This is a genomic window from Streptomyces tateyamensis (assembly GCF_003205575.1).
In the GTDB taxonomy this organism is placed as follows: Bacteria; Actinomycetota; Actinomycetes; order Streptomycetales; family Streptomycetaceae; genus Kitasatospora; species Kitasatospora tateyamensis.
The window spans coordinates 1-24,161 of sequence record NZ_PYBW01000055.1 but is presented as its reverse complement, the minus strand read 5'-3'; the positions used below and the strand labels follow the sequence as shown (position 1 = coordinate 24,161).

Annotated in this window: 19 protein-coding genes and 1 pseudogene; 7 read left to right on the top strand and 13 right to left on the bottom strand. The window is 73.2% G+C overall.

Annotated elements, in window-relative coordinates:
- Positions 1 to 72: 72 nt before the first annotated feature.
- Together C7C46_RS17730 and C7C46_RS17725 are read right to left on the bottom strand one after the other, a co-directional pair.
- Complete coding sequence (locus C7C46_RS17730; protein WP_110670802.1) at positions 73 to 696, bottom strand: DUF1697 domain-containing protein; 624 nt, start codon at positions 694 to 696, stop codon at positions 73 to 75.
- The gene (locus C7C46_RS17725; protein ID WP_110670795.1) at positions 693 to 1,052 is read right to left on the bottom strand and encodes an ArsC/Spx/MgsR family protein; all 360 of its coding nucleotides are present in this window, start codon (positions 1,050 to 1,052) and stop codon (positions 693 to 695) included. Before C7C46_RS17725 ends, C7C46_RS17730 begins: the two co-directional genes overlap by 4 nt.
- 70 nt (positions 1,053 to 1,122) lie before the next feature.
- On the opposite strand from C7C46_RS17725, the gene C7C46_RS17720 reads away from it, so the two are divergent.
- Positions 1,123 to 2,346 (top strand): cytochrome P450, encoded by a 1,224-nt coding sequence (locus C7C46_RS17720; protein WP_110670793.1) that lies wholly within the window; start codon positions 1,123 to 1,125, stop codon positions 2,344 to 2,346.
- 116 nt (positions 2,347 to 2,462) lie between these two features.
- Positions 2,463 to 3,539 carry a PP2C family protein-serine/threonine phosphatase gene (locus C7C46_RS17715; protein ID WP_110670790.1) on the top strand — a complete coding sequence of 359 codons (1,077 nt, stop codon included), beginning with the start codon at positions 2,463 to 2,465 and terminating at the stop codon, positions 3,537 to 3,539.
- Positions 3,540 to 3,631: 92 nt separating this feature from the next.
- Here C7C46_RS17715 and C7C46_RS37720 read toward each other — a convergent pair.
- Positions 3,632 to 4,024: pseudogene (locus C7C46_RS37720) on the bottom strand (M24 family metallopeptidase); the annotation flags it as partial.
- 353 nt (positions 4,025 to 4,377) lie between these two features.
- On the opposite strand from C7C46_RS37720, the gene C7C46_RS36595 reads away from it, so the two are divergent.
- Positions 4,378 to 5,304 carry an MFS transporter gene (locus C7C46_RS36595; protein WP_245984481.1) on the top strand — a complete coding sequence of 309 codons (927 nt, stop codon included), beginning with the start codon at positions 4,378 to 4,380 and terminating at the stop codon, positions 5,302 to 5,304.
- A gap of 737 nt (positions 5,305 to 6,041) precedes the next feature.
- Positions 6,042 to 7,178, top strand: coding sequence for a Fic family protein (locus C7C46_RS17695; protein ID WP_110670788.1), 1,137 nt, complete (start codon positions 6,042 to 6,044; stop codon positions 7,176 to 7,178).
- Positions 7,179 to 7,748: 570 nt separating this feature from the next.
- On the opposite strand, the gene glnA is transcribed toward C7C46_RS17695, so the two are convergent.
- A complete protein-coding gene (gene glnA, locus C7C46_RS17690; RefSeq protein WP_110670786.1) occupies positions 7,749 to 9,161 on the bottom strand; it encodes a type I glutamate--ammonia ligase in 1,413 nt (470 codons plus the stop codon).
- A 269-nt stretch (positions 9,162 to 9,430) separates the two neighbouring features.
- On the opposite strand from glnA, the gene C7C46_RS17685 reads away from it, so the two are divergent.
- A complete protein-coding gene (locus tag C7C46_RS17685; RefSeq protein ID WP_110670784.1) occupies positions 9,431 to 9,898 on the top strand; it encodes an RDD family protein in 468 nt (155 codons plus the stop codon).
- 125 nt (positions 9,899 to 10,023) lie between these two features.
- Here the strand turns inward: C7C46_RS17685 and C7C46_RS17680 are convergent, their stop codons facing one another.
- The 4 genes from C7C46_RS17680 to C7C46_RS17665 form a co-directional block, all read right to left on the bottom strand.
- Positions 10,024 to 10,713: a DUF4191 domain-containing protein gene (locus C7C46_RS17680; RefSeq protein WP_110670782.1), complete on the bottom strand. Its 690-nt coding sequence runs from the start codon at positions 10,711 to 10,713 to the stop codon at positions 10,024 to 10,026.
- A 244-nt stretch (positions 10,714 to 10,957) separates the two neighbouring features.
- Positions 10,958 to 11,908 (bottom strand): lipoyl synthase, encoded by a 951-nt coding sequence (gene lipA, locus C7C46_RS17675; RefSeq protein WP_110670780.1) that lies wholly within the window; start codon positions 11,906 to 11,908, stop codon positions 10,958 to 10,960.
- Positions 11,909 to 12,037: 129 nt separating this feature from the next.
- Positions 12,038 to 12,835 (bottom strand): lipoyl(octanoyl) transferase LipB, encoded by a 798-nt coding sequence (gene lipB, locus C7C46_RS17670; RefSeq protein WP_110670778.1) that lies wholly within the window; start codon positions 12,833 to 12,835, stop codon positions 12,038 to 12,040.
- A 96-nt stretch (positions 12,836 to 12,931) separates the two neighbouring features.
- On the bottom strand, positions 12,932 to 14,872 hold the full coding sequence (locus C7C46_RS17665; protein ID WP_110670862.1) for a helix-turn-helix domain-containing protein: 1,941 nt from the start codon (positions 14,870 to 14,872) through the stop codon (positions 12,932 to 12,934).
- A gap of 312 nt (positions 14,873 to 15,184) precedes the next feature.
- Between C7C46_RS17665 and C7C46_RS17660 the strand changes: the two genes are divergently transcribed.
- Entirely contained in the window at positions 15,185 to 16,933 is a 1,749-nt protein-coding gene (locus tag C7C46_RS17660) for an NsdA family TPR-like regulatory protein (RefSeq protein WP_245984480.1), read from the top strand.
- A gap of 75 nt (positions 16,934 to 17,008) precedes the next feature.
- Here the strand turns inward: C7C46_RS17660 and C7C46_RS17655 are convergent, their stop codons facing one another.
- Both C7C46_RS17655 and C7C46_RS17650 read right to left on the bottom strand, forming a co-directional pair.
- Positions 17,009 to 18,337 (bottom strand): NAD(P)/FAD-dependent oxidoreductase, encoded by a 1,329-nt coding sequence (locus tag C7C46_RS17655; protein ID WP_245984479.1) that lies wholly within the window; start codon positions 18,335 to 18,337, stop codon positions 17,009 to 17,011.
- A gap of 296 nt (positions 18,338 to 18,633) precedes the next feature.
- Positions 18,634 to 19,545, bottom strand: coding sequence for a TIGR01777 family oxidoreductase (locus C7C46_RS17650; protein WP_110670776.1), 912 nt, complete (start codon positions 19,543 to 19,545; stop codon positions 18,634 to 18,636).
- A gap of 90 nt (positions 19,546 to 19,635) precedes the next feature.
- Here C7C46_RS17650 and C7C46_RS36590 point away from each other — a divergent pair, with 90 nt between their 5' ends.
- The gene (locus C7C46_RS36590) at positions 19,636 to 20,712 is read left to right on the top strand and encodes a DUF2510 domain-containing protein (RefSeq protein WP_146259111.1); all 1,077 of its coding nucleotides are present in this window, start codon (positions 19,636 to 19,638) and stop codon (positions 20,710 to 20,712) included.
- 12 nt (positions 20,713 to 20,724) lie between these two features.
- Here C7C46_RS36590 and C7C46_RS17640 read toward each other — a convergent pair whose 3' ends face one another.
- From C7C46_RS17640 to sucB, 3 genes are all read right to left on the bottom strand, one after another.
- Positions 20,725 to 21,240: a DUF4240 domain-containing protein gene (locus C7C46_RS17640; RefSeq protein WP_110670859.1), complete on the bottom strand. Its 516-nt coding sequence runs from the start codon at positions 21,238 to 21,240 to the stop codon at positions 20,725 to 20,727.
- Between the two features lie 144 nt (positions 21,241 to 21,384).
- Positions 21,385 to 22,713, bottom strand: a complete 1,329-nt coding sequence (locus tag C7C46_RS17635) for an esterase/lipase family protein (RefSeq protein ID WP_110670774.1) — start codon at positions 22,711 to 22,713, stop codon at positions 21,385 to 21,387.
- Positions 22,714 to 22,852: 139 nt separating this feature from the next.
- Positions 22,853 to 24,161, bottom strand: a 1,309-nt coding sequence (sucB, locus tag C7C46_RS17630; RefSeq protein WP_110670773.1) for a 2-oxoglutarate dehydrogenase, E2 component, dihydrolipoamide succinyltransferase, incomplete at its 5' end; no start/stop codon positions are given.

Sequence of the window (24,161 nt, the reverse complement as noted above, 5' to 3'; positions counted from 1 at the left end):
CCTGGCGCTCCGGCGCCCGCCCTCCCGCTGCCTGACGTTCCGCCGTCTGACGACCCGCCGCCTGGCGCCGCGTCACTTGGCGCCCTTGCGGGCCGCCGCCAGGATCTTCTCCAGAGTGTGCAGGAACCGGCTGGTGCCGTGCCCCCGCCACTCCTTGCCGAAGACCGAGTCGGTTCCGCTCGGCGGCCGCCCGTTGACGATCCGCCACACCACGAAGGCCTCGCCCGCGGTGGCCGAGACCAGCTCCAGGTTGCCCTTGGGCGAGGTCACCGGCAGCGCCAGGCCGGCCGGCAGCGGTTCGGAGAGGAAGACCACGTTCAGCCGCACCTCGGGGGTGACCTCGACGCCGGCGAACGGCTCGGCGGCCAGCACCGCGGCCACCTCGTCCACCGTGCGCAGCAGCACCGGGACCGGGAAGCCGAGCGCCTGCTCCAGGTGTTGCTCCAGCCTGGCGGTCAGGGCGGCCCGGTCCAGCCCGGCCTCGCCCCGGAAGAAGACGTTGCCGCTCTGGATGTAGCTGCCGACCCCGGTCAGCCCGAGCTCGCCGAACAGCTCGCGCAGCCGCTCCATCCTGACCACCCGGCCGCCCACGTTGACGGCGCGCAGGAAGGCGATCCAGGTCGTCGTCCCGGGCGGCTCGGTGGTGGCCGCCGCCCCCGCCGTGCCCGCTGCCCCCGCCGCGCCCGCCTTGCTCACGAGGGCAGCACCGAGCGCAGCGCCTCCGGGGTGCGGGCCACCACCGCGTGCCCGTCGTCCGCCGTGATGATCGGGCGCTGCACCAGGATCGGGTGCGCCGCCAGCGCCTCCAGCCAGCGCGGGCGGTCCGCCGCGGTGCGGCCCCAACCGCGCATCTCCAGCTCCTTGGCCACCGCCTCGTCGAGCCGGGTGATGTCCCACGGGTCGAGCGCGAGCCGCTCCAGGACATCGGTCAGTTCGGCCACCGAGGGCGGGTCCTCCAGGTAGCGGCGCACGGTGTACTCGGCGCCGGCCGCGTCCAGTTCGGTCAGCGCCACCCGGCATTTGGTGCATCTCGGGTTGATCCAGATCTCCATGCCGCCAGCCTACGCAGGAGTACCGCCAGGTACGGGAACTCTGCCGTGGCGGGCGGCGGTTGTCTGGGGCATGGACGAAGGTACCGAGATCATCAACGCGCTGATGTCGCCCGAGGCGGCGGCCGATCCCTACCCCCTCTACCGGCGGGCCCGCGAGCTGGGCCCGGCCGTCCCGGTCTGGGACGACATGCTGCTCGCCACCGACTACGCGACGGTCCACCAGCTGCTGCGCGACCCGAAGTTCGGCGTGCCGGCCCGGGAGCACCACGAGGCGTTCGAGCCGACCTTCGCCGAGCACAGCTCACTGGTGACGATCAGCAACTCGATCCTGTGGACCAACGCCCCGCACCACGCCCGGGTGCGCTCGCTGATCGCCTCCGTCTTCACCGCCCGCCGGATCGCGCTGCTGGCCCCGGCGGTCGAGGCGGCAGTGGCCCGGATGCTGGACGAGCTGGCCGAACTCGGCGCCGGCGGCACGCCGGTGGACTTCATGGACACCTTCGCCTTCCGGCTGCCGGTCGGGGTGATCTGCGAGCTGCTCGGCGTGCCCGAGCAGGACCGCTACCGGTTCCGCGCGCTGGCCACCGACCTGACGGTCGCGCTGGAGGTGCTGGCCGGCTCGGAGGAGCTGGCCGCCGCCGACGAGGCCACCGAGGAGCTGCGCGGCTACTTCGCCGAGCTCGCCGCGCAGCGCCGTGCCCACCCGCGCGAGGACCTGGTCAGCGCACTGGTCCAGGTGGTCGACGGAGCCGAGCAGCGTCTCAGCGACGAGGAGCTGCTGGCCAACCTGGTGCTGCTGCTGGTGGCCGGCTTCGAGACCACCACCAACCTGCTCGGCAACGGCCTGGACCTGGTGTTCCGGCACCCGTGGACGCTGGACGGGCTGCGCACGGGGCGGATCGCGCCGGCCTCGTTCACCGAGGAGGTGCTGCGCTACGAGTCCCCGGTGCAGCTGACCACCCGGGTGCCGCTGGCCGCCGGCCTGAGCGTGGCCGGGGTGCCGGTGCCGGAGAAGGGCGGGCTCTTCCTGCTGCTCGGCGGTGCCAACCGGGACGGCGCCCGGTACGTGGACCCCGACGTCTTCGACCCGCTGCGCACCGACAGCCAGCCGCTCTCCTTCGGCGGCGGCGTGCACTACTGCCTGGGCGCGCAGCTGGCCAAGCTGGAGGCCACCACCGCGCTGCCCGCGCTGCTGAACCGGTTCCCCACCCTGGCCCGGGCCGGCGAGCCGGTGCGCCGGGCCCGGCTGGTGCTGCGCGGCTTCGAGTCCTTCCCCCTCCTCCTGGCCGGCTGAACAGGACCAAGGTCCCGCCCGGCCGGGCCGAACGCCATCGGCCGGGCGGGGCCGCAGTGGGTGACCATGGAGACTTCCAAGGCACCACCGAACCACCGCTCCCGAGGAGGGCCGACATGTCCGAGCGCGAGGTCGGCCTTCCCCCGCACTGGGTGCGCTGGCTCCCGAGCCTGCTGGTCCTGCTCGACTTCGTGATCGAGGTGGCCTTCCCGCAGGCCACCGCGGCCGGCTTCCTGCTCACCGCGCTGCCCGTGCTGGTCGCCTTCGGCTTCGGGCCGGCGGCCACCGCCGCCTCCGGCGTGGGCGCCCTGGTGCTGCAGCTGCTGCTGGCCGCGCGGGCCGGCCACCTCTACGAGCACCACCACCTGTGGGTCTACCTCTCCACCCTGCTCGCCGCGCTGGCCGGGGTGCTGCTGGCGCACCAGCGGATCCGGCAGGCCCGGTTCCTGGTGCGGGCCCGCACGGTGAGCGAGGCGCTGCAGCGCACCGTGCTGCACCCGGTGCCCGAGCAGGTCGGCCAGCTGCACGCGGCCGGCCGCTACCGGGCCGCCCAGGCCGAGGTGGCGATCGGCGGCGACCTGTACGAGGTGTGCCAGACCAGGTTCGGCACCCGGGTACTGCTGGGCGACGTCCGGGGCAAGGGCCTGGAGGCGGTGCGCACGGTGGCCGACCTGCTCGGCGCCTTCCGGGCCACCGCCCACGAGGTCGCCGACCTCACCGAGCTCGGCGAGCTCCTGGACCGCCAGGTGCGGCGCGGCGCCCTGGAGAGCGGGGACGAGGAGCTCTTCGTCACTGCTCTCCTGGTCGAGCACCGGGCCGGCGGCGACGCGGTCACGGTGGTCAACCGGGGCCACCTCGACCCGGTGCTGCTGGACGGCGGCATGGTCCGGACCGTCCACTGCCGCCAGGACCTCCCGCTCGGCCTGGGCCACCTGCGGGCCCACCCCGCCGTGGCGCCGGCCACCGTCCCGCTGGCCGGCGGCCAGACCCTGCTGCTGCACACCGACGGCCTCACCGAGGCCCGCGACGCCGAGGGCCGGTTCTACCCCCTCACCGACCGCCTCGCCACCCGCTTCCAGGCCCGCGCCGCGGTCACCCCCGAGCAACTCGTCTCCTTCCTGGCCGAGGACGTGAGCGCCCACGGCGCCACCGCCGCCGACGACCTGGCCCTGCTGGCCCTGACCCCGGCGTAGGACGCGCGGTCGAGTTGATCTGTCGGAGGCCGTCTGCCCAGCCCCGGAGAGGCACCCATGATTCTCCAGATGCACGGCGAGGGCGGTCGGAGTCAGGAGACGACGGTCAGGTCGCGTGGTGTGTTGTTGAACCTGCGACCGCCGGTCTCGGTGACGGTCACGATGTCCTCGATCCGGACTCCGAAGCGACCGGGGAGGTAGATGCCCGGTTCGATGGAGAAGCACATGCCGGGGACGAGGTGCTGCTGCTCGCCCTCGACCATGTAGGGCGGTTCGTGTGTGGTCAGGCCGATGCCGTGACCGGGGTCCGCATCCTGCCGCTCTCCGTGACGCTCCTGGCCGCCGCGATCGCGATCCCTCGCCTGCTCCCGAACGTCTCGCCGCGCCGCGTGGTGCGGCTCGGAGTCCTCTCGATGCTCCTTGGCGCCGTCGTTCTGCTGGCGGCCCTCGACACCGACGCGGGAGCGGAGATCGTCACCATCCCCCTCCTGCTGATCGGAGGCGGCATGGGAGCGCTCGCCTCCCAGCTCGGGTCGGTCACCGTGTCCGCCGTGCCGGACGACCAGAGCGCCGACGTCGGCGGTATCCAGAACACTGTCACCAACCTCGGTGCTTCCATCGGTACCGCACTGGCCGGGTCGATCATGATCGCCACGCTCACGGCGTCCTTCCTCACCACCGTCGAGCGGAGCCCGGCGATCCCGGCCGACGTCAAGGCCCATGCGGGGGTCCAACTCGCCGGCGGCGTCCCCTTTCTGTCGGACGCCCCGGGATCATCGAGGGCAACGACCGGGGCTGGACCCGCCCGGCGGTCCTCGCCGCGTTCGCGGTCGCCGTGGTGGCGCTGGGCGCATACGTTTTCCTGGGCCTGCGCAGCCGCCATCCGCTGCTGGACCCGCGCCTGTTCGGACTGCGCGGCTTCGGCGCGGGCACGCTGGCGATCCTGGTCCAGTTCATGGCCGTCTTCGGGTTCTTCTTCGTCGGTCTGCAGTTCCTCCAGCTGATCCTCGGCTACAGCCCGCTGCACAGTGCGGTCGCACTGATACCTGTCGCGGCCGTCGTCCTGCCCACCTCAGTGGTCACACCGCGCCTGGCCAAGCGCCTGGGTGTCAAGGCGGTCATGCCCACGGGCCTGCTGTTCCTGGCCGGCGGCATGTTCTGGCTGACCCGCCTGCACGCCGACAGCGGCTACCTGCCCTTCCTCGGCGCCCTGGTCCTCGCCGGGGCCGGCATCGGCCTGACCAGTGCCACCGGCACCAGCTCCATCGTCGACTCCCTCGGCCCCGACAGCCAGGGGGTGGCCTCGGCCATGAACGACACCGCCCGCGAGGTCGGCTCCGCGATCGGCATCGCGCTGATGGGCTCGGTGTTCTCCAGCCACTACCGCTCCGCACTGCCCGACGACCTGTCCCGCCTGCCCGCCCAGGCCGCCCAGACCGTGCACCACTCCGCCGCCGGCGGACTCGAAGTCGCGGCCCACCTCGGCGCCCAGGGGCCCGCGCTGGCCGCCGCCGTCCGCGACGCCTTCATGTCCGGCTTCACCTCGGCGATGGAAGTCATCGCGGCGATTCTGCTGGTCGCCGCCATCGCCTGCGCCGCGATCGCACCGCGCCCCGGCCGGAAGGCCGCAGCCGCAGCCGCAGCCGCAGCCGCAGTCCCGCAGCCCCACCGGTCCGCCGAGCCCGAGGTCACCACAAGGCAGCAGACCACAGCCCTGGGCAGGGACACGGACGTGCTCAACGCGTCCACCGCTGACCGGCCGTAGCAGGCGGGGTGGCACCGCCCCGACCAGAACTGACGTCGAGGAGAAGCTGGTGGGGCTCAGCGCGCCCGTTCTCCGTTTCACTCCCATGTCGCATCGCGAGCCGTCAGACGGTCGATGAAGGGTCCGAACAGCGTTTCCGCAGGTCAGAAAGGTGTCTGACCTGCGGAAACGATGCGAGATCGAACCGCGTTCCCGCAGCTCAGAGGGGTCTCAGGTCGAAGTAATGCATGAACATGACCTGACCTGCACAGATGGACGTCCGCAGGGGGGCCGGTGCACAACCGGTGCACACTGTGAGTGGCTCGCAACGGGTGTGGCCGTGTCCGTGAGGACGCCGCTGCGGGGTGGTGCCGAGCCATCTTGAGGGTCGCTTACAGGCTGTCGTGACGGTTGATGGTCGGAAGAAAGGCCGGGTTTGGCCGCATGCCTGGAGGGTGCGCGGCGACAGGCGACGGTGGCCCGGGCCCGCCGTCGCCTGTCAGCCCGACGACTTGGTGTTGGTCAGGTGCACGCTGATGTAGCCGACGATGACTCGCGGCGGGTGGTCGGGGATCTGGGTCGCGTCGAGGAGGCGCACGCGGGGCGATCACTCTTTGGCAGCTCGGACCGGATCCAGCGGCTGCTGAACTGAATCGACTGGGACGCGGACGGAGGACTGGGTGACGTGCACAAATACGTCGTCGAGCACCTGGCCGATCCGGCTTGACGTAATGATTGCGTCATCCTATCGTCGATACATGCTCTTCCCTACGCCTTCCCTTGCTGTCGACGACGAGCGGGTACTCGACGAGATCGAGCGCATGCGCCTCGCGCTGCGGCACCAGGTGCGTACGGCCCCGGCCAAGTGGACAGAGGGCCTGCGCAAATACCTGACGGCCGATGCAGTGGCGGCTTCGAACTCCATCGAGGGCTTCAAGGTATCCACCATCGATGTTGAGGACCTGTTGGAGGGCGAGCGCGATGTGGAGGTGTCAGAAGAGAATCGCGAGGAGACGCTCGCTTACCAGCGGATGATGACGTACATCCAGACCTTGCACGACGTCGACGACTTCTCCTACAGCAAGGGGTTGGTCAACGGGCTGCACTGGATGCTGCAGGGCCACCGTCACACTGTGCGGAAGCCAGCCGGCCAGTGGCGCCGTGGACCGGTGTACGTGACCGATGCCCGCGATCCGAGTATCGCCGCTTACACCGCGCCTGACGCGGGGGATGTTCCGTCGTTGATGGAGGAGCTGGTGGACTGGCTGAATGACGGTGACGAGGCTCACCCGCTGGTGCGAGCCGCGATGGCGCATCTGCACCTGGTGTCGATCCATCCTTGGGCCGACGGGAACGGTCGGATGTCGCGCTCGCTGCAGACTCTCATGATCGCCCGTGAGGGCGTCCTCGCCCCGGAGTTCTCCTCGATCGAGGCCTGGTTGGGGCGCCCGGGTAACACCTGGGAGTACTACCGGGAACTGGGACGCCGAGGCTCCGAATACCTGCCCGACCAGGATGTCTCCGGGTGGGTTCGTTTCAACTTGACCGCCTATCACCAGCAGGCGCAGACCGTGCAAGGCCGCCTGGACAGGTCCGGGCAGGTCTGGAGCCTGCTTGCGGACTTTGTCGAGGCGGCCGGCATGGACGAGCGGGTGGTAACGGCTCTACACGACGTGGCCATGTCCGGCCGGGTGCGACGCTCGCGTTATGAACACGCCGAGGGGCTGAGTGTGCAGCAGGCACAGCGGGATCTGCGTGAGCTGGTCACCGCTCAGGTTCTTGAGCCGGTCGGTCGTACTCGCGCCAGGTACTACACGGCCGGACCGCGTTTCCCGGAGCGGGCACTAGGCGTGGCACGTACTCCGATGCGCCTCGTCGCCCCGTTCGTTGGCTGAGCACCGCCGGTAGGTGGACGGCGGTGCTCGAGGCTCGTGCTCCGCGTCGGAGGGTCACAGTGCGTTGCCACTTGCATGGAGGGCGCCGTTTTCGATGTCATCGATGTGGACGATGGCGTCCGGAATATCCGTGTGTGGGCAGGGTGCGCCAGGCGGGCGGCAGTGCGGCTTGGTGATCGTGAGTCAGAGTGATCGAGGCAAACTGCTGGAGGCCTCCGGATCGACAGTGACCCCGTCATCCATGGTCAGCGCTGGGGCGCCGACGTGCTCCAGGCCGCTGGCGCCACCCGCGCCGCTTGCCAGCAGCCGTGAGTGCCGTGGCGAAGCCACGGGGCGAGCCTCCGCTGGAACTGGTTACCGAGCGCTGCGGGAGCAGGGTTGCGGGCGATGCCCGCGCCGGAGTCTCCGGTGGTGGGCGCCGAGTTCGATCTGGGTGCACCGCTGGTGCACATCACGACGGGTTGAAGCTGCGGGGGGCTCCCTTCCGAACGGCGTCGGTGCAGGTCAGCGACTCGCTGACCTGCACCGACGCAAGAGGCTGATCTGCATTTGCGCAGGTCAGAGGCTCTCCTACAGGTCGTAGTAGAGCTCGAACTCGTGCGGGTGCGGGCGCAGGGCGATGGGGGCGATCTCGGCGGTGCGCTTGAGGTCGATCCAGGTCTCGATCAGGTCCGGGGTGAAGACGCCGCCGGCCAGCAGGTACTCGTGGTCGGCCTCGAGGGCTTCCAGGACGGCGCCGAGGGAGGCGGGGACCTGGGGGACACTGGCGTGCTCGTCGGGGGCGAGTTCGTAGAGGTCCTTGTCGACCGGCTGGAGGGGCTCGATCTTGTTCTTGATGCCGTCCAGGCCGGCCATCAGCATGGCGGCGAAGGCCAGGTAGGGGTTGGAGGACGGGTCCGGGGCGCGGAACTCGATGCGCTTGGCCTTGGCGTTGGAGCCGGTGATCGGGATCCGGATCGCGGCCGAGCGGTTGCGCTGGGAGTAGACCAGGTTGACCGGGGCCTCGAAGCCGGGGACCAGGCGGTGGTAGGAGTTCACCGAGGGGTTGGTGAAGGCCAGCAGCGAGGGGGCGTGCTTGAGCAGGCCGCCGATGTAGTAGCGGGCGGTGTCGGAGAGCCCGGCGTAGCCCTGCTCGTCGTAGAAGAGCGGTGCGCCCTCGGCCCAGAGGGACTGGTGCACGTGCATGCCGGAGCCGTTGTCGCCGAAGATCGGCTTGGGCATGAAGGTGGCGGTCTTGCCGTTGCGCCAGGCCACGTTCTTGATGATGTACTTGAACAGCATCAGGTCGTCGGCCGCGTGCAGCAGGGTGTTGAACTTGTAGTTGATCTCCGCCTGGCCGGCGGTGCCCACCTCGTGGTGCTGGCGCTCGACCTCCAGGCCGGCCCGGGAGAGCTCCAGCGACATCTCGGCGCGCAGGTCGGCGAAGTGGTCCACCGGCGGGGTGGGGAAGTAGCCGCCCTTGTACTTGACCTTGTAGCCGCGCACGTCGCCCTCGGCGGAGCCGGAGTTCCAGGCGCCGGCCTCGGAGTCGATGTGGTAGTACGAGGCGTTGGCGCTGGTCTCGAAGCGGACCGAGTCGAAGACGTAGAACTCCGCCTCGGGGCCGAAGAACGCGGTGTCGGCGATGCCGGAGGAGGCGAGGTAGGCCTCGGCCTTCTTGGCGATGTTGCGCGGGTCGCGGCTGTAGGCCTCCCCGGTGATCGGGTCCTGGATGAAGAAGTTGATGTTGAGGTGCTTCTCCTTGCGGAACGGGTCCAGCCGCGCGGTGGCCAGGTCGGGGACCAGGGCCATGTCGGACTCGTGGATGGCCTGGAAGCCGCGGATCGAGGAGCCGTCGAACATCAGCGTCTCGGCGGGGTCGAAGGTCGCCGCGGGGACCGCGAAGTGCTGCATCACGCCCGGCAGGTCGCAGAACCGGACGTCAACGAACTTGACGTCGTGCTCCGCGATGTACGCCTTGACTTCCTCGGCGTTCTTGAACATCAATCCTCCTCTACCGGCCGTCCGGCCGGTCGTCCCACCGGCCAGGGTGGGCTCACGATAGGAAGGGGTCGTTTCCTGTCGGTGACCCGATCGTTTCCCCCATGTTAAGCAGGGGCGGGCAAGCGCCGGCAAAGCTGGGCAAATCGTGTCGGGGTGCGGCTGCTGGGGCAGAAGTGGTCTAGACCTCACGGCAGGACGATGAGACGAGGATTCACTCGCGGGGGGAGCCGCTCCCGGCCGACCGGGAGCGGACGGTTACTGTGGCTGTCGTGGACAGTAGAGAAGCACTTGGATCGTGGCTCGAGGGCCCGAAGGCGACCGCCGAGCGGATGGGGGCCGAGTTCGGCTACCGCGGCGAGCGGCTCGGGCGCCCGCGCGAGGGCTCCGGTGCCGTGGCCGGCCCGGGCCGCCGGATCGGCGCGCTCTTCGTCGACGGCTGGATCGCCAACCTGATCGCCTACGGGCTGCTCGCCCACGGCGACGCGCAGAAGGCCAACCTGTACGGGCTGCCGGTCTTCTTCGCGATCAACGTGGTGCTGCTGGCGACCGCCGGGACCACCTTCGGCAAGCGGCTGTTCGGCCTGCGGGTGATCCGGCTGGACGGCGGCCGCACCACCATCCCGCAGGCGCTGCTGCGCACCTTCCTGCTCTGCCTGGTGGTGCCCGCCGTGGTCTGGGACCGGGACACCCGCGGACTGCACGACAAGGCGGTCGGCACGGTGGAAGTGCGGATCTGAGCACGCGGATCCGAGCAGTGCCGGCGCGCACTCCGAGGCAGGATGCAGGATGCAGGACGACGGCATGAGGAAGGCCCCCACCGGTGACGGCGGGGGCCTTCGGGTCTTCGTGGGGGAGTGGCGCCTCAGCGCGGGCCGCCGCCCTTGGGCAGCCGGGCGCCCTTGGGCATCGGGCCCTTGGGGATCGGCGCCTTGGAGAGCAGGTCGCCCAGCGCGCGCAGCCGGTCGTTGGTCTCGGTGACCTGGGCCGGGGAGATCGCGCGCGGCAGCCGCATCAGGGTGATCTGCAGCTTCTTCAGCGGGACCTCGCCCTCGCCGTTGCCGACCACGATGTCGTGCACCGGGATGTCCCCGACCACCCGGGCCATCTTCTTCTTCTCGGCGGCGAGCAGCGGGCGCACCCGGTTCGGGTTGCCCTCGCCGATCAGCGCGATGCCGGCCCGGCCGACCGCGCGGTACACCGCGTCCTGGCTGCGGGTGACCGCCACCGGGGTCGGGTTGCTGCTCCAGCCGCGCCGGATGTTGTTGAGCACCGCGGCCGCCGCGCCCGGCTGGCCCTCCATCTGCCCGAAGGCAGCCCGCTCGGCGCGCCGCCCGAAGACGACCGCCGCGACCAGCACGGCCACGATGAAGCCCAGGATCCCCAGGTAGATGGGGTGGCCGATCGCGAAACCGAGGGCGAGGAACACGCCGAAGGTCAGGAGGCCGACGCCCCCGATGATCAGGCCGATCTTGGTGTCGACCTGCTTGGTCATGATGTACGCCTGGCGGATCTGCTTGAGCCGCCCAGGAGTCTCGGATGTTTCCCTCGCCATGAGGGTCATGGTACGTGGCGGGGAGGGCCGACACCGAAGCCCGGTCCGGATTCGGCCCGAACCGTGATCCAGACGGGTACCGGACGGGTACCGGGCTGGTGCCGGACCAGCGCCGGACGAGCGCCGGACGGGTACTGATCGAGCGCCGGACGGACCGTGAACACGAAGGCGCGGGACCCGGTCGCACCCGACCAGGACCCGCGCCACCTCGATCAGCGAGGGATCGAGCGTCGGAGAAGAGCGGTCAGACCGCGTTCGCCCGGTGCTCCAGCGCCTGCCGGTACAGCCGGCCGGCCCGGTACGAGGAGCGCACCAGCGGGCCCGACATCACGCCGGCGAAGCCGAGCTCCTCGGCCTCCTCCTGCAGCTCGACGAACTCCTGCGGCTTGACCCAGCGCTCCACCGGGTGGTGGCGCAGCGAGGGCCGCAGGTACTGGGTGATGGTGATCAGCTCGCAGCCGGCGCCGACCAGGTCGGCCAGCGCCTGGCTGACCTCCTCGCGGGTCTCGCCCATGCCCAGGATCAGGTTGGACTTGGTCACCAGGCCGGCCGCGCGGGCCTGGGTGATGACGTCCAGCGAGCGCTCGTAGCGGAACGCGGGGCGGATCCGCTTGAAGATCCGCGGCACCGTCTCGACGTTGTGCGCGAGCACCTCGGGGCGGGACGAGAAGACCTCGGCCAGCTGCTCGGGGACGGCGTTGAAGTCCGGGATCAGCAGCTCGACGCCGGTGCGGCCGGTGGCGCGGTCGGCGGTCATCGCGTGCACCTGGCGGACCGTCTCGGCGTACAGCCAGGCCCCGCCGTCGGCCAGGTCGTCGCGGGCGACGCCGGTGATGGTGGCGTAGTTCAGGTCCATGGTGCGAATCGACTCGGCGACCCGGCGCGGCTCGTCGGCGTCGAAGTCGGCGGGCTTGCCGGTGTCGATCTGGCAGAAGTCACAGCGGCGGGTGCACTGGTCGCCGCCGATCAGGAAGGTCGCCTCGCGGTCCTCCCAGCACTCGAAGATGTTGGGGCAGCCGGCCTCCTGACAGACCGTGTGCAGCCCCTCCTTCTTCACCAGCGAGTGCAGGGCGTTGTACTCCGGGCCCATCTTTGCCCGGGTCTTGATCCACTCGGGCTTCCGCTCGATGGGGGTCTCGCTGTTGCGGACCTCCAGGCGGAGAAGCTTCCTGCCGTCGGGTGCGACAGCGGACACATCGGCTCCTAGAAGTAGACGGGGTACCCCCAGGGTACGCCTGTGCTTGTTTCGGTCTTCGGGGGCGGTGGCCCCGCATTCGCAGGGCAACGGCACTACCGGCCGGTAGATTCCCGGCCTCCGCCGGGGTCAGCGGTGCGCGGCCGGTTCCGGCAGCGCGGCCAGCACCTCGGCCAGCCGCTTCTCCACCACCGGCACCACCTCCGCGACCGGCACGTCCCGGCCGAGCTCGGTGGCGAGCGAGCCCACCCCGGCGTCCCGGATCCCGCACGGGATGATCCGGTCGAACCAGGTCATGTCGGGGTTGCAGTTGAGCGCGAAGCCGTGCATCGTCACGCCGCGGGCCACCCGGACGCCGATCGCGGCCAGCTTGCGGTCGTCGCCGCGCTGGCCGGCGTTGGACGGCGCGTACTCGGGGCCGGCCAGCCGCGGGTCGATGCCCAGCGGCAGTCCCATCCGCAGGGTCAGCTTGCCGATGTCGACCACCTGCGCCGGGTCCACCTCCGCGCCGGGCAGCTCCTGGCCGAGGATCCAGACCCCGCTGCGCCCCTCGACCCGGGTGGTCGCCACCCCGAGGTCGGTGCAGGCCAGGATCAGCGCCTGCTCCAGCCGGCGCACGTAGGCCACCACGTCCATCGGCTCGGGCAGCTTGACGATCGGGTAGCCGACCAGCTGGCCGGGTCCGTGCCAGGTGCCCTCGCCGCCGCGGTTGACCTGGACCACCGGGGTGTCGTCCAGCGGCAGGTCCTCCGGCTTGGTCCGCTTGCCGGCGGTGAAGACCGGCGGGTGCTCCAGCAGCAGCACGGTGTCCGGGATCTGGTCGGCCATCCGCAGGGCGTGCAGTCGCTGCTGCTCCTCCCAGGCCTCCTGGTAGGGAACCAGGCCCTCGCCGATCCCCAGCCGGACGAACCGTACGTTCTCGCTCACCGCTGCTCCTCGCCACCGGCCGCCCGTGCGCGGCCAACCTTGCCACTGTACGCCCGAGGCTTCGGCAGTCGTTCAGGTGTCCGATCGGGGTACGGGTCAGCCCTCCGCGAGCAGTTGCAGCCGCAGTGCCAGCTGCAGCTCCAGCGAGCGGTCCGGGTGGTTCCAGTCCCGGCCGAGCAGGATCTCGACCCGGTCCAGCCGCTGCACCACGGTGTTCACGTGCACGTGCAGCTCGTCCTTGGCCCGGGTCAGGCTGCCGCCGCAGGCGAAGTAGGCGCGCACGGTGCGCACCAGCTCGGTGCCGCGCCGCCGGTCGTAGGCCAGCAGCGGGCCCAGGGTGCGCTCCACGAAGCCGTGCACGTCGTGGCCGTCGCCCAGCAGCACGCCCAGGAAGCCCAGCGAGGCGGCCGAGGCGCCGTCCCCGGTGCGGCCCAGCGCGCGCAGCGCCCGCACGCACCGCACCGCCTCGGCGTGCGCGGCCGCCAGATCGACGGGGCCGGCCGCGACCCGTCCGGCGCCCACCGTGACCGGCTGCCCGGCCAGCCGGGCCAGCCGCTCGGCGGCGGCAGCGGCGGTCTGCTCGGGCGGGCTGGACCCGTCCTCCGGCAGCAGCAGCACCACCGCCTCGGCGTGCTCGGCGCTCACCCCGCGCGAGCCGGCCGAGCGCCCGCGCCCGAACAGGTACTGGGCGGCCGCCCCGGCCAGCCGGGCCCGCCCGTCCGGCGCGGTCTCGGCCACCAGCACCAGGTGCCGGCGGGCCAGGTCCACCCCGAGCCGGCGGCCGCGAGCCAGCAGCCCGGCCGGGTCCCGCTCGGGGGCGGTCAGCAGGTCCGTGAGCAACTCGCCGCGGACCCGGTTCTCCGCCTCGGCCACCGAGCGGCGCAGCAGCAGGAGCAGCGCGGTGACCACCGAGCCGCGCTCGAAGATCCGCCGGTCGGCGTCGTCCAGCTCGGGCCGGCCGCGCAGCACCAGCGCCCCCAGCGGCTCCTGGCCGGCCAGCACCGCGCAGACCCAGCCGCCGGCGTGGTGCACCGAGCGCCCCTCGGCCCGGGACCGCTCCACCGCCTCGGCCAGCCGCTGCGGCGGGCCCGGCCGCCCGGCCAGCGGGTGGCCCTCGGCGTCGTACACCGCGATCTCGCTCTCCAGCAGCGCGCCCAGCTCGGCGGCCACCTCGGCCACGTCGGCCCCGCGCAGCACCAGGTCGGTGAGCCGGTCGTGCGCCTGCTCGGCCCGCTGCACGGCGGCCGCGTGCGCCTGGATCACCGTGTTGGCGGCGTTCAGCTCGCCGAGCGCCGCCCGGGTCTCGGCCAGCGCGTTGGCGGTGTCCAGCGCGATCGCGGCGTGCGCGGCCAGCGAGCAGAGCAGCGCCACCTGCTCGGGCGAGAAGGTGCGCGGCGAGCGGTCGGCGGCGAACAGCACCCCGATCACCCGGTGGCCCAGCAGCAGCGGCACCCCGAGGATCGCCACCAGGCCCTCCTCCAGCACTCCCGCGTCGATCCGCCCGGTGTGCCGGAACCGGTCGTCGGTGCGGTAGTCGGGGGTGGCGTACGGGCGGGAGGTCTGGGCGACCAGGCCGCCCAAGCCGTCGCCCAGGCTCAGCCGAAGGTTCTGGAACAGCGTCGAGACCGAGCCGTCGGTGACCCGCATGTAGGTGTCGCCGGCCGCCTCGTCCGGCAGTGTCAGGTAGGCGGTGTCCGTGCCCAGCAGGCTGCGGGCCCGGCGCACGATCGCACGCAGCACGGCGTCCAGGTCGCGGGAGGCGGCCAGGTCGGTGGCGGTGTCGAAAAGTGCGGTCAACTCGGTCTCGCGGCGCCGGTGCTGACGCAGCGTCCGGTGCACCCGCAGGGCCAGCCAGGTGGCCTCGTCCAGTTCCGCGAGGACGGCGGGGGCGGCGCCGCTCCGGCGGGCCTCGGCGACCACGGCGGGGAAGTCCTCGGTGCTGGCGGCGCCGCCGGCCAGCAGGTCCAGCAGCCGGCGCAGCCCGGCGGCGGCGCCGGGGTCCCCGGGCGGGTGCGGTGGTGGCACGGGGTGGTTCATGGTGCCGGACATGGTGTCAGAACCGGCTGCTCGACGGGAAGGGCACGAAGTGTGGCCCGGCGCCACAGTCTGCGGTCGAACTGTGTACCGCGCGCCCATGGAGGCGTGAAACGTCAAGGGTCGCATATTTCCAAACCCCGAGCGCCCCGTCTTCATCGGATCGGGCGCCCTCTCGTCACCCGTTCGGAGGATTGGCAGGCCAGAACCGCCCATAGCGCCCGAATGCTCGCTACATTCACGCCGATTCCCGACAGGGGCGTCGCGCAAGGCACCGGGGGGCCGGGCCGTGGCGTCCGAGAGGTGTTGACTGACATGCCCCAACGGCCTGCAACCGACAGCCCGACCTATGGTCCGCTCGACCCGCTGGACCCGCACGGGCGGCACAGCGAACCCGGACCGCTCAGCGAGCCGGTGCGCCCCGGCAGCTCCCTGCCCGGGCAGCGGCTGGACGCCGTCGCGCTCGCCGAGCACCATCCGGACGGGCCGGCGGCCCAGGCCACGGCGCTCGATCCGGCCCGCGCGCAGAATCCGCTGCTGGCCGCGCTGATCGAGGAGGCCGGCTTCTCGCACGCCGGCCTGGCCCGCCGGGTCGACCAACTAGGCCTGGAGCACGGCCTGGACCTGCGCTACGACAAGACCTCCGTGACCCGCTGGCTGCGCGGCCAGCAGCCGCGCGGTGCCACCCCGGCGCTGATCGCCGAGGTGTTCACCCGCCGACTGGGCCGCCGGCTCTCCGCCCAGGACATCGGCCTGGACGCCTGCGCCCCGGTCTACGCCGGGCTGGAGTTCGCCGAGACCCCGCAGGAGGCGGTGGACATCGTCGCCAGCATGTGGCGCAAGGACACCGGCCCGCAGTCCGAACTGCGCCGGATCGCCTTCACCCCGGCCGGCCTGGTGGTGCCCAGCCGCGACTGGCTGATCGGCCGCGGTGACGAGCAGGTGGCCCGGGACGGCTCGGCCGGCATCCACGTGGCCGGGCCGGACGGCCCGCTGTCCCGGCTCGACCCCGGCCCCGAGCTCGGCGACCGGCCCGACGCGATCCCGTCCGGCCGGGTCCCCTCGCAGGCCCGCCGCCCGCTGGTCTCCGGCAGCCGGGCCACCCAGCTGCCGCCGTCCCGGCCCGAGGAGCGCCCGCGCCCGCACCGCGGCGGCCTGCGGGTCGGCCGCGGCGACATCGCCGCCGTGCGTGCCGTCGGCGACCTGTTCCGTGCACTGGACAACGCCTACGGCGGCGGCCATGCCCGGCAGGCGCTGGTCCGCTACCTGGAGAGCGAGGCCGAGCCGATGCTGCGAGGCCGCTACGGCGAGCAGATCGGCCGGGCGCTGTTCGCGGCGGTCGCCGACCTGACCAGGCTGGCCGGCTGGACCAGCTTCGACATCGCCGCGCACGGCCTGGCCCAGCGCTACTTCGTGCAGGCGCTGCGGCTCTCCCAGGCGGCCGGCGACCGGGCGCTCGGCGGCTACGTGCTGGTCACCATGAGCCAGCAGGCGGTGCACCTGGGCCACGGCCGGGAGGCGATCCAGCTGGCCCGGGTGGCCCAGCAGGGCGTCGGGACGGCGGGGCCGCCCACCGTGCAGGCCCTGATGCACGCGGCCGAGGCCCGCGGCCACGGCGTGCTGGGCGACGCACGGTCCTGCACCACCGCCCTGGTGCGCGCCGAGCGGTCGCTGGCGCTGTCCCGCCCGGGTGACGAACTGCCCTCCTGGGCACGCCACTTCGACGAGGCCCAGCTGGCCGACGAGTTCGCCCACTGCTACCGCGACCTGCAGCAGTGGCGCCCGGCCGCCCAGCACGCGGAGAAGTCGCTGCGGCTGCGGTCGGCGGCCTACGCGCGCAGCCGGGTGTTCTGCCGGATCGTGCTGGCCGCCGCCCGTCTGGGCCTGGGGGACGTGGACGAGTCCTGCTCACTCGCCACCGAGGCGCTGCGGGCGGCCGGCGAGATGCGGTCCGCCCGCACCGTGGAGTACCTGCGCGACTTCCACCGCCGGCTGGCCCCGTACCGCGGCAACCCCGCCGCCCGCGCCTTCGAGGAGGCGGCGCGGCAGGCGGGGGTGCTGTGAGCCAGGCGCGGTGCCGGCGGAAGGCCGGGGGCCGCGTCCGTGCCGGTGCGGTGGTCCCGGCCGTGCCCGGGCGGGTCAGGCCGCGGCCCGGGCCGGGGCGGCGCGGCTGGTGCTGACCCCGAGGTCGCGCAGGACGGCCTCGGCGGCGCGGCGGCCGGAGACCAGCGCGCCCTGGGTGGTGCTGGTGTCCCGGTGGTCCCCGCAGACGTAGAGGCCGGCCAGCACCCGCACCGAGCGGCGCAGGTTGTGCGGGGGCGGCATCGCCGGGACGGCCTCCGGCAGGTGGCGCACGCTCAGGAACTCCCACTCGCGCGGGGCGAGCCCGTACAGCTCCGTCAGCCGGGCCCGTACCGCGCTCTCCAGTCCGGCCGGCCCGCCGGCCCCGAAGGCCCGCCGGCCCAGCACGGTGGTGGCCACCAGCGCGCGCCCCGCCGGGGCGTAGGAGGGGTGCACCTGACTGAGCACCAGCGAGTGGGAGACCGCGGCCGGTCCCGCCCCGCGGTCGGCGTCCAGCAGCAGCACGGCCTCGGCCAGCGGCGACTGGGCGGTGGCGTGGAAATAGGTGGTGACCGGGTGGAACTCGGGCAGCCGCAGACCGGGCAGCAGTTCGGCGGCCGCGCGGGCGTCGGTGGCCAGTACCACCGCGCGAGCGGCGATCCGCCCGTGCTCGGCGGTCTGCACCCCGTCGGTGCCGACCGCCGTCACCCGCACCCCGGTGCGGATCGCCCCGGGCGGCAGCGCCGCGGCCAGCTGGGCCGGCACCGCCGCGCTGCCCTCGGCCGGCAGTGACAGGCGGCCGCGGGCGTAGCTGCGCAGCACCAGGTCGGATATCCGGCTGCTGGTGGTCAGGGCCGGGTCGCCGAGCAGGGCGCCGAGCAGTGGGCGCAGGAAACCGTCCACCACCCGCGGCGGCAGTCCGCGCTCGGTCAGTGCCCGGGCGGTGGTGGTCTCCTGACGGGCCAGCAGCCGGTCCACCGGAGTGGCGGCCAGCCGGGTCAGGGTGGCGCCCAGCCGGGCCTTCTCCAGCGGGGTGCCGAAGGCCGAGCGGGTGGTGGCCTGCCGGGCCGGCGGGCGCGTCAGGTCGCCGACCCGGTAGCGGCGGCCACCGCTGTGCACCAGTGCCCCGGGCGTCAGCGGGCACAGCCGCAGCTTGTCCAGGTCCAGTCGGCGGCCCAGCTCCGGGAAGCCGGTGCCGAGCAGTAGGCCACCGTGGTCCAGCCGGTAGCCGTCCAGCTGGTGGCCGGCCAGTCGGCCGCCGATCCGCTCGGTCGCCTCCAGCACCTGAACCTGAAGGCCGGCGTCGGTCAGCGCCCGGGCGGCGGTCAGGCCGGCCAGGCCCGCGCCCACCACGACCACGTCGGGGTCGTCGGTGCTGCTGCGGCGGGTGATGTCCTGTGGGGTCACGGGCGAGCTCCCTCCCTGGTCCCGGAGCTCCGGCCGGCAGACGGCTGCGGGCGTGCCGGGACGGTCCGAGGGGGTGATGCCCCGTCAGAACCTTGATCAGGCAGGAGGGTAGGCGCGGATCGTAGGGGGCGCGTTGCGCTGGTGGCACGCCCGGGGGGCACGCCGCTGAGGCGTGCGCCCTGCCGTGCGCCCCTGGCGCCCGCCCGGGTGCGCCGGGGCTGCGCGCGGGGGCGGGCGGGGCGGCTCGGGGGAGACTCCGCCGGCCTGGAGGCGTCGGCCCGTCGGCGCTGCCCGGGTCAGTCGGCGAGCGCGGCCCGGAGCGCCTGCTCGACCTCCGGGTGTCGGAACTCGAACCCCGCCGCGAGCAGCGCGGCCGGCACCGCCCGGTGACTGCCCGCCACCTCGACGGCCATCTCGCCCAGCGCCAGCTTCAGCGCGAACTCCGGCACCGGGAACGGCGTCGGCCGCCCCAGCACCCGCCCCAGCGCGGCGGTCAGCTCGGCGTTGGTCACCGGATTCGGCGCCGCCAGGTTGACCGGCCCGGCCAGCTGATCGGCCGTCAGCAGGAAGCGCAGGGCGGCCACCTCGTCGGCGAGCGAGACGAAGCTCCAGTACTGGCGCCCCGACCCGAGCCGGCCGCCCAGCCCCAGTTTGAACAGCGGGAAGAGCCGGGCGCCCGCCCCGCCCCGGTTGCTCAGCACCAGCCCGGTGCGCGGGTGCACCACCCGGATCCCGGCCTCGCGGGCCGGGACCGCCGCCGCCTCCCAGTCCACGCAGACCCGGGCCAGGAAGTCCGTCCCGGCCGGCGTGCTCTCGTCGATCACCCGGTCGCCGGTCTGCCCGTAGTAGCCCACCGCGGAGGCGCTGACCAGCACCGCCGGCGGCTGCGCCAGCTCGGCCAGCGCGGTGGCCAGGGTGCGGGTGGCGAGCACCCGGCTGTCCCGGATCTCGCGCTTGTAGGCGTCGGTCCAGCGCCGGTCGGCCACCCCGGCCCCGGCCAGGTGCACCACCGCCTCGACGCCGGCCAGCCCGGCCCGGTCGAGTTCGCCGCGGGCCGGGTTCCAGCCGATCGCGGTGGAGCCGTCGGGGTGCGGGCCGAGCGCGGAGCTGCGGCGGACCAGGCGTACCACCTGGTGGCCGTCGGCCAGCAGCGAGCGGACGAGGGCGGAGCCGATCAGACCGGTGGAACCGGTGACTGCGATACGCATGGGGCCATCCTGACAGTTCGTCGGCCCCCGGCGGGCCACACGGCTCGCCCGACCTGTCAAGGGCGGTGGCCGGACCGATACCGTGGGGCCGTGAGCAACTCGACTCCTCCCGGCTGGTACCCGGACCCCCACGTGTCGGGGTACGAGCGGTTCTGGGACGGGCGCGCCTGGACCCAGCGGCGCCGGCCGCTGGTCCCCGCCCACCCGGCGCCGGGCCCGCTCTCCGACGCCTCCCCGGCGTACGGGCACCCGGCGGTGCCGGAGCCGATGGGGTACGGCTACCACCCGGTGCCGGTGCCGGCACCGGTTCTGCCCGTGCCGCCCGTGTCGGCCGTGCAGTTCGTGGCGCCGGGGCCGATGGCGGCGCCGCCGGTGCCGACGGTCCCCGCTGCGCCCAGGCGTACCGGTGCGGTCCTGGGGGTCCTCGCGGGTGCGCTCGTGCTGGTCATGGTGACGGCCGCGATCTGCGTGGCCGCCTTCAAGGGCGGTGGCCGCCCGACGGCCGCCGCCGCCCCGCCGCTGCCGGTACACCCGCTGCCGTCCGCCCGTGCCACGGCGCCGCCGGCCTCGGGCGATCCGGCGACGCCCGGCCCCGCGCCGTCCGCCGCGCCGCCGGGGTCGGGGTCGGGCGCGCCGCCGTCGGGCTCGGCCGGCTCCGCCGCCCCCCTCGCGCCGGACGGCGGTTCGGTGCTGGACCTGGCGCACGGCTGGAGCGTCCCGCTGCCGTCCGGCTGGACCTCCGAGAAGCACGACCAGGCCACCTCGGTGCTGCTGGTCGCCACCCCGTACGACTGCGCCACCCCCGGTGGCTGCGTGCGCGGCAACTTCTCCGTCAACACCGTGCCCACCCCAGGCCGCGACCCGCAGCAGGTCGCCCGCCAGGCCATGACCGGCTACGCCCCGCAGCTGTTCGGCCCGCTGGCCGACCACCAGGAGCTGGTCAGCGGTCCGCTCACCACGGCCGGGCGCACCGGGTACGCGGTGCGCTGGCACGTCACCGCCGCGCAGGGCGCCCAGGGCTTCGTGCTGCTGGTCGCGCTGCCCGGCCCCGACGGCTGCACGGTGCTGGTCGGCTCGGTGGACGACGACCCGCGGGCGCCGAAGCCCGAGGTGTTGGAGCAACTGGTCGCCGGAGTGCGGGTCGCGGTGCCGGTCGACTCCGCCTAGCGTCCCGCCCCGTCAGTCGCCGTACAGCGACCAGAGCTTGGGGAACAGCTCGGCCATCACCGCCGGGTCGTCGAAGTCGAACGGGCTCCCCTCGGGCTGGCGCGGCTGGTTGTTCCCCAGGTCCGGCAGCGGCAGCCCGGTCAGCTGCTCGTGCGCCTCGTCCGCGGCGTAGCCGAACTCCTCGGCGTCCCCGTCCTCCTCCTCGTCGAAGTCGGGGACCAGGTCCGCCAGGTCGTCCGGATGGTGCACCGCACCCTCGAACACCTCCCGCCCCTGCGCGATCAGCCAGCAGCGGAAGAAGTCGAAGGTGTCCTCCGACGCCCCGCCCAGCATGAGGTGCGCCGCCCCCCACAGCTCCCTGGTGTACGCCCGCTGGAACCGCGCCTCGAACAACCGCGCGAAGTCGATCACCTCGTCCGGCGTCAGCTGCCCCAGCCGCTCCACCAGCAGGTCAGCCTGCTCCTCCGGGTCCCCCTCGGCGGCGTCCCGGGTCTCGTCGATGATCTGCCAGAAGTCGGTCTCGTACATCACGCCCCCCAGCATCGCTGCTCGCGCACTCGAACGCATGCCTACGCGCCGTGCGGGAGCGCCATGCGCTCGCTGGGATGGGTGAAGCCGGCCTGCGAAGGGGAGGGGCGGTTACCCGGAGTCGCACCACCAGCCGCTCCGCCGTCACCGCTCGCGCGGCATCACCAGCACCATCGAGGTGACCGCTCCGGCCCGGCCCTCGGCGCGGACCACCACGCGGTGGGCTCCGGGCGCCAACTCGCCCAGGCCGAGGAAGTACCGGCCGCCGCCCCCGCTGCCCAGGGTGTGCTCCTGGCCGCCGTCCACCGACACGCGCACGCGCAACGAGTCCTGGTCGGCGTCGGCCTCCACCGCCAGCTCGCACGGCTCGCCCGCCCTCAGCAGCTCCGGCGCGCGGACCCGCAGGGCCACCGCGGGCCCCTCGGCCGCCCGGTGCGAGGGCGGCTCCGCGGCCAGCCAACCCAGCAGGGCGTCGCGCACGCCGGGGTTGTTCTGCAGCGCGCCGTGCTTGTCCACCGGGGTGAACGCCGTTCCCGCCGCCCCCGCGGACAGTCGCGGGACCCGCCCGTCGCCGCCCTCGTCCAGGTCCTTGATGCTGTCCAGCAGCACCAGGCCGCCGTCCTCGACCAGTGCCGTGGTCGGCGTCGCCTGGTGTATCCCGACCACCGGCCGGAACTCGTACCCGGTCTGCACGCCGGAGCGGATCTCGGCGTGGAACTGTCCGGCGTCGTGCAGCAGTTCGGCGTCGATCCCCGGCAACCCGGGCAGCTCGCGGGCGTAGCTGAGCTCCCCGGCTCCCAGGCACGCGTAGTCCGGGGTCAGTTGGTGCAGCGAGGGGAGCGAGCGGGCGAACGCCGTCAGGTCCAGCCCGAACTTCCGCATCCCGCCCATCAGGTGTCCGAGTGCGTCCAGCGCCCCCCGGTGCGGGGTGCCCAGGGTGATCAGCTGCCGGGTCAGCTCGGCCCCGCCGCCACAGGCCACGTAGTGACGGGCGATCAGACCGCCCATCGAGTGGCAGACGAAGACCAGCTTCGCCGTACGGCGCTCGACCGCCGAGGCCCGCCACTCCTCCAGTGCCCGCTCCACCACCGACTTCAACCGCCCGGCGTTGTAGCGGCAGGAGAGCCGCCAGTCGTACCCGAAGGCCAGCAAATTGGCGCCCAGCTCCAGGGTGAACGACTGCTCCAGCCAACCCAGCAGGTCCGTGTACCCGTCCACCAGGTTGCTGACCCCGGGCAGTGCGTGCAGGTCCGGCACCAGCCCGCGCGCCGTCACCCCGTCCGGAGCCGGGCCGTCCCCCAGGCCGCTCGGCAGGGTGAGGCCTTGCACCGCGGCCCCGAAGGAGGCGATTCCCCGCAGCAGGGTCGAGCCGGACCGGCCCCAGACCTCCCGCCCGCCGACGTCGTACAGCCGGCTGCCGGTGATCCCCGGCAGCACCACCACCAGATCCGTGACGCGCTCGCGCCGGCCCATCGCAGCCTCCCGCCCCCACGCAGCTTCCCACCCCAACCACCCGGAGCTGGCCACGTTATCCGATCAACAGAACGACCGAGCCCCGGTCCGCGGAGGCGGACCGGGGCTCACGTAGTCACCCGGGCGGGAGAGTCACGGACTACAGGCCGAGCTCGACCTCGAACTCGCCGGCCTCCAGGATCTCCTTGACCGCGACCAGGTAGCGGGCGGCGTCGGCGCCGTCCACCAGGCGGTGGTCGTAGGAGAGCGAGAGGTAGGTCATGTCGCGGATGCCGATGGCGGTGCCGCCGTCGGCCTCGATCACGACCGGGCGCTTCACGGTCGCGCCGATGCCCAGGATGGCGACCTGGTTCGGCGGGACGATGACGGTGTCGAACAGGGCGCCGCGCGAACCGGTGTTGCTGATGGTGAAGGTCGCGCCGGACAGCTCGTCCGGGGTGATCTTGTTGGTGCGGACCTTGGTGGCCAGCTCCGCGGTCTTCTTCGAGATGCCGGCGATGTTCAGGTCGCCCGCGCCCTTGATGACCGGGGTCATCAGGCCCTTCTCGGAGTCCACCGCGATACCGATGTTCTCGGTGTCGAAGTAGCTGACGGTGCCCTCGGCCTCGTTGATCCGGGCGTTGATCACCGGGTGGCTCTTCAGCGCCTGGGCGGCGGCCTTGACGAAGAACGGCATCGGGGACAGCTTCACGCCCTCGCGGGCGAGGAAGGAGTCCTTGGCCCGGCCGCGCAGCGACATGATCTTGGTGACGTCCACCTCGACCACGCTGGTCAGCTGGGCCTGCTCGTGCAGGGCCTTCAGCATGTTGTCGCCGATGACCTTGCGCATCCGGGTCATCTTGACCGTCTGGCCGCGCAGCGGGGACGGCGCGGCGGCGGCCTTCGGCGCGGCCGGGGCGGCAGCGGCGGGGGCCGGCGCGGCGGCAGCGGCCTTGGCGGCCTCGGCAGCGGCGAGCACGTCCTGCTTGCGGATCCGGCCGCCCACGCCCGAGCCGGTGACCGAGGAGAGGGCGATGCCCTGCTCGGCGGCGAGCTTGCGGACCAGCGGGGTCACGTAGGCGTCACCCGAGTCGGCGACCGGCGCAGCGGCGGCCGGGGCAGCCGCGGCCGCGGGGGCCGGGGCTGCAGCCGGGGCCGGTGCGGCAACCGGAGCCGGCGCCGGAGCAGCGGCGGGGGCCGGTGCGGCAACCGGAGCCGGGGCGGCGGCCGGGGCCGCCGGGGGAGCCACCGGAGCGGGAGCGGCAACCGGCGCCGGTGCGGCGGCCGGGGCCGGTGCGGCGGCCGGAGCCGGCGCGGCGGCGGCCGCACCCGCGGCGCCGATCAGCGCGAGCTGGGCGCCGACCTCGGCGGCCTCGTCCTCGCCGACCAGGATCTTCACCAGGGGCCCGGCCACCGGCGAGGGGATCTCGGTGTCGACCTTGTCGGTCGAGACCTCGAGCAGCGGCTCG

Bases quoted from the DNA above. Each gene is read 5' to 3' on its own strand.
- C7C46_RS17725 (WP_110670795.1), bottom strand. From the start codon at position 1,052: ATGGAGATCTGGATCAACCCGAGATGCACCAAATGCCGGGTGGCGCTG.
- C7C46_RS17720 (WP_110670793.1), top strand. From the start codon at position 1,123: ATGGACGAAGGTACCGAGATCATCAACGCGCTGATGTCGCCCGAGGCG.
- C7C46_RS17715 (WP_110670790.1), top strand. From the start codon at position 2,463: ATGTCCGAGCGCGAGGTCGGCCTTCCCCCGCACTGGGTGCGCTGGCTC.
- C7C46_RS17695 (WP_110670788.1), top strand. From the start codon at position 6,042: ATGCTCTTCCCTACGCCTTCCCTTGCTGTCGACGACGAGCGGGTACTC.
- glnA (WP_110670786.1), bottom strand. From the start codon at position 9,161: ATGTTCAAGAACGCCGAGGAAGTCAAGGCGTACATCGCGGAGCACGAC.
- C7C46_RS17680 (WP_110670782.1), bottom strand. From the start codon at position 10,713: ATGGCGAGGGAAACATCCGAGACTCCTGGGCGGCTCAAGCAGATCCGC.
- C7C46_RS17665 (WP_110670862.1), bottom strand. From the start codon at position 14,872: ATGAACCACCCCGTGCCACCACCGCACCCGCCCGGGGACCCCGGCGCC.
- C7C46_RS17660 (WP_245984480.1), top strand. From the start codon at position 15,185: ATGCCCCAACGGCCTGCAACCGACAGCCCGACCTATGGTCCGCTCGAC.
- C7C46_RS17650 (WP_110670776.1), bottom strand. From the start codon at position 19,545: ATGCGTATCGCAGTCACCGGTTCCACCGGTCTGATCGGCTCCGCCCTC.
- C7C46_RS17640 (WP_110670859.1), bottom strand. From the start codon at position 21,240: ATGTACGAGACCGACTTCTGGCAGATCATCGACGAGACCCGGGACGCC.
- C7C46_RS17635 (WP_110670774.1), bottom strand. From the start codon at position 22,713: ATGGGCCGGCGCGAGCGCGTCACGGATCTGGTGGTGGTGCTGCCGGGG.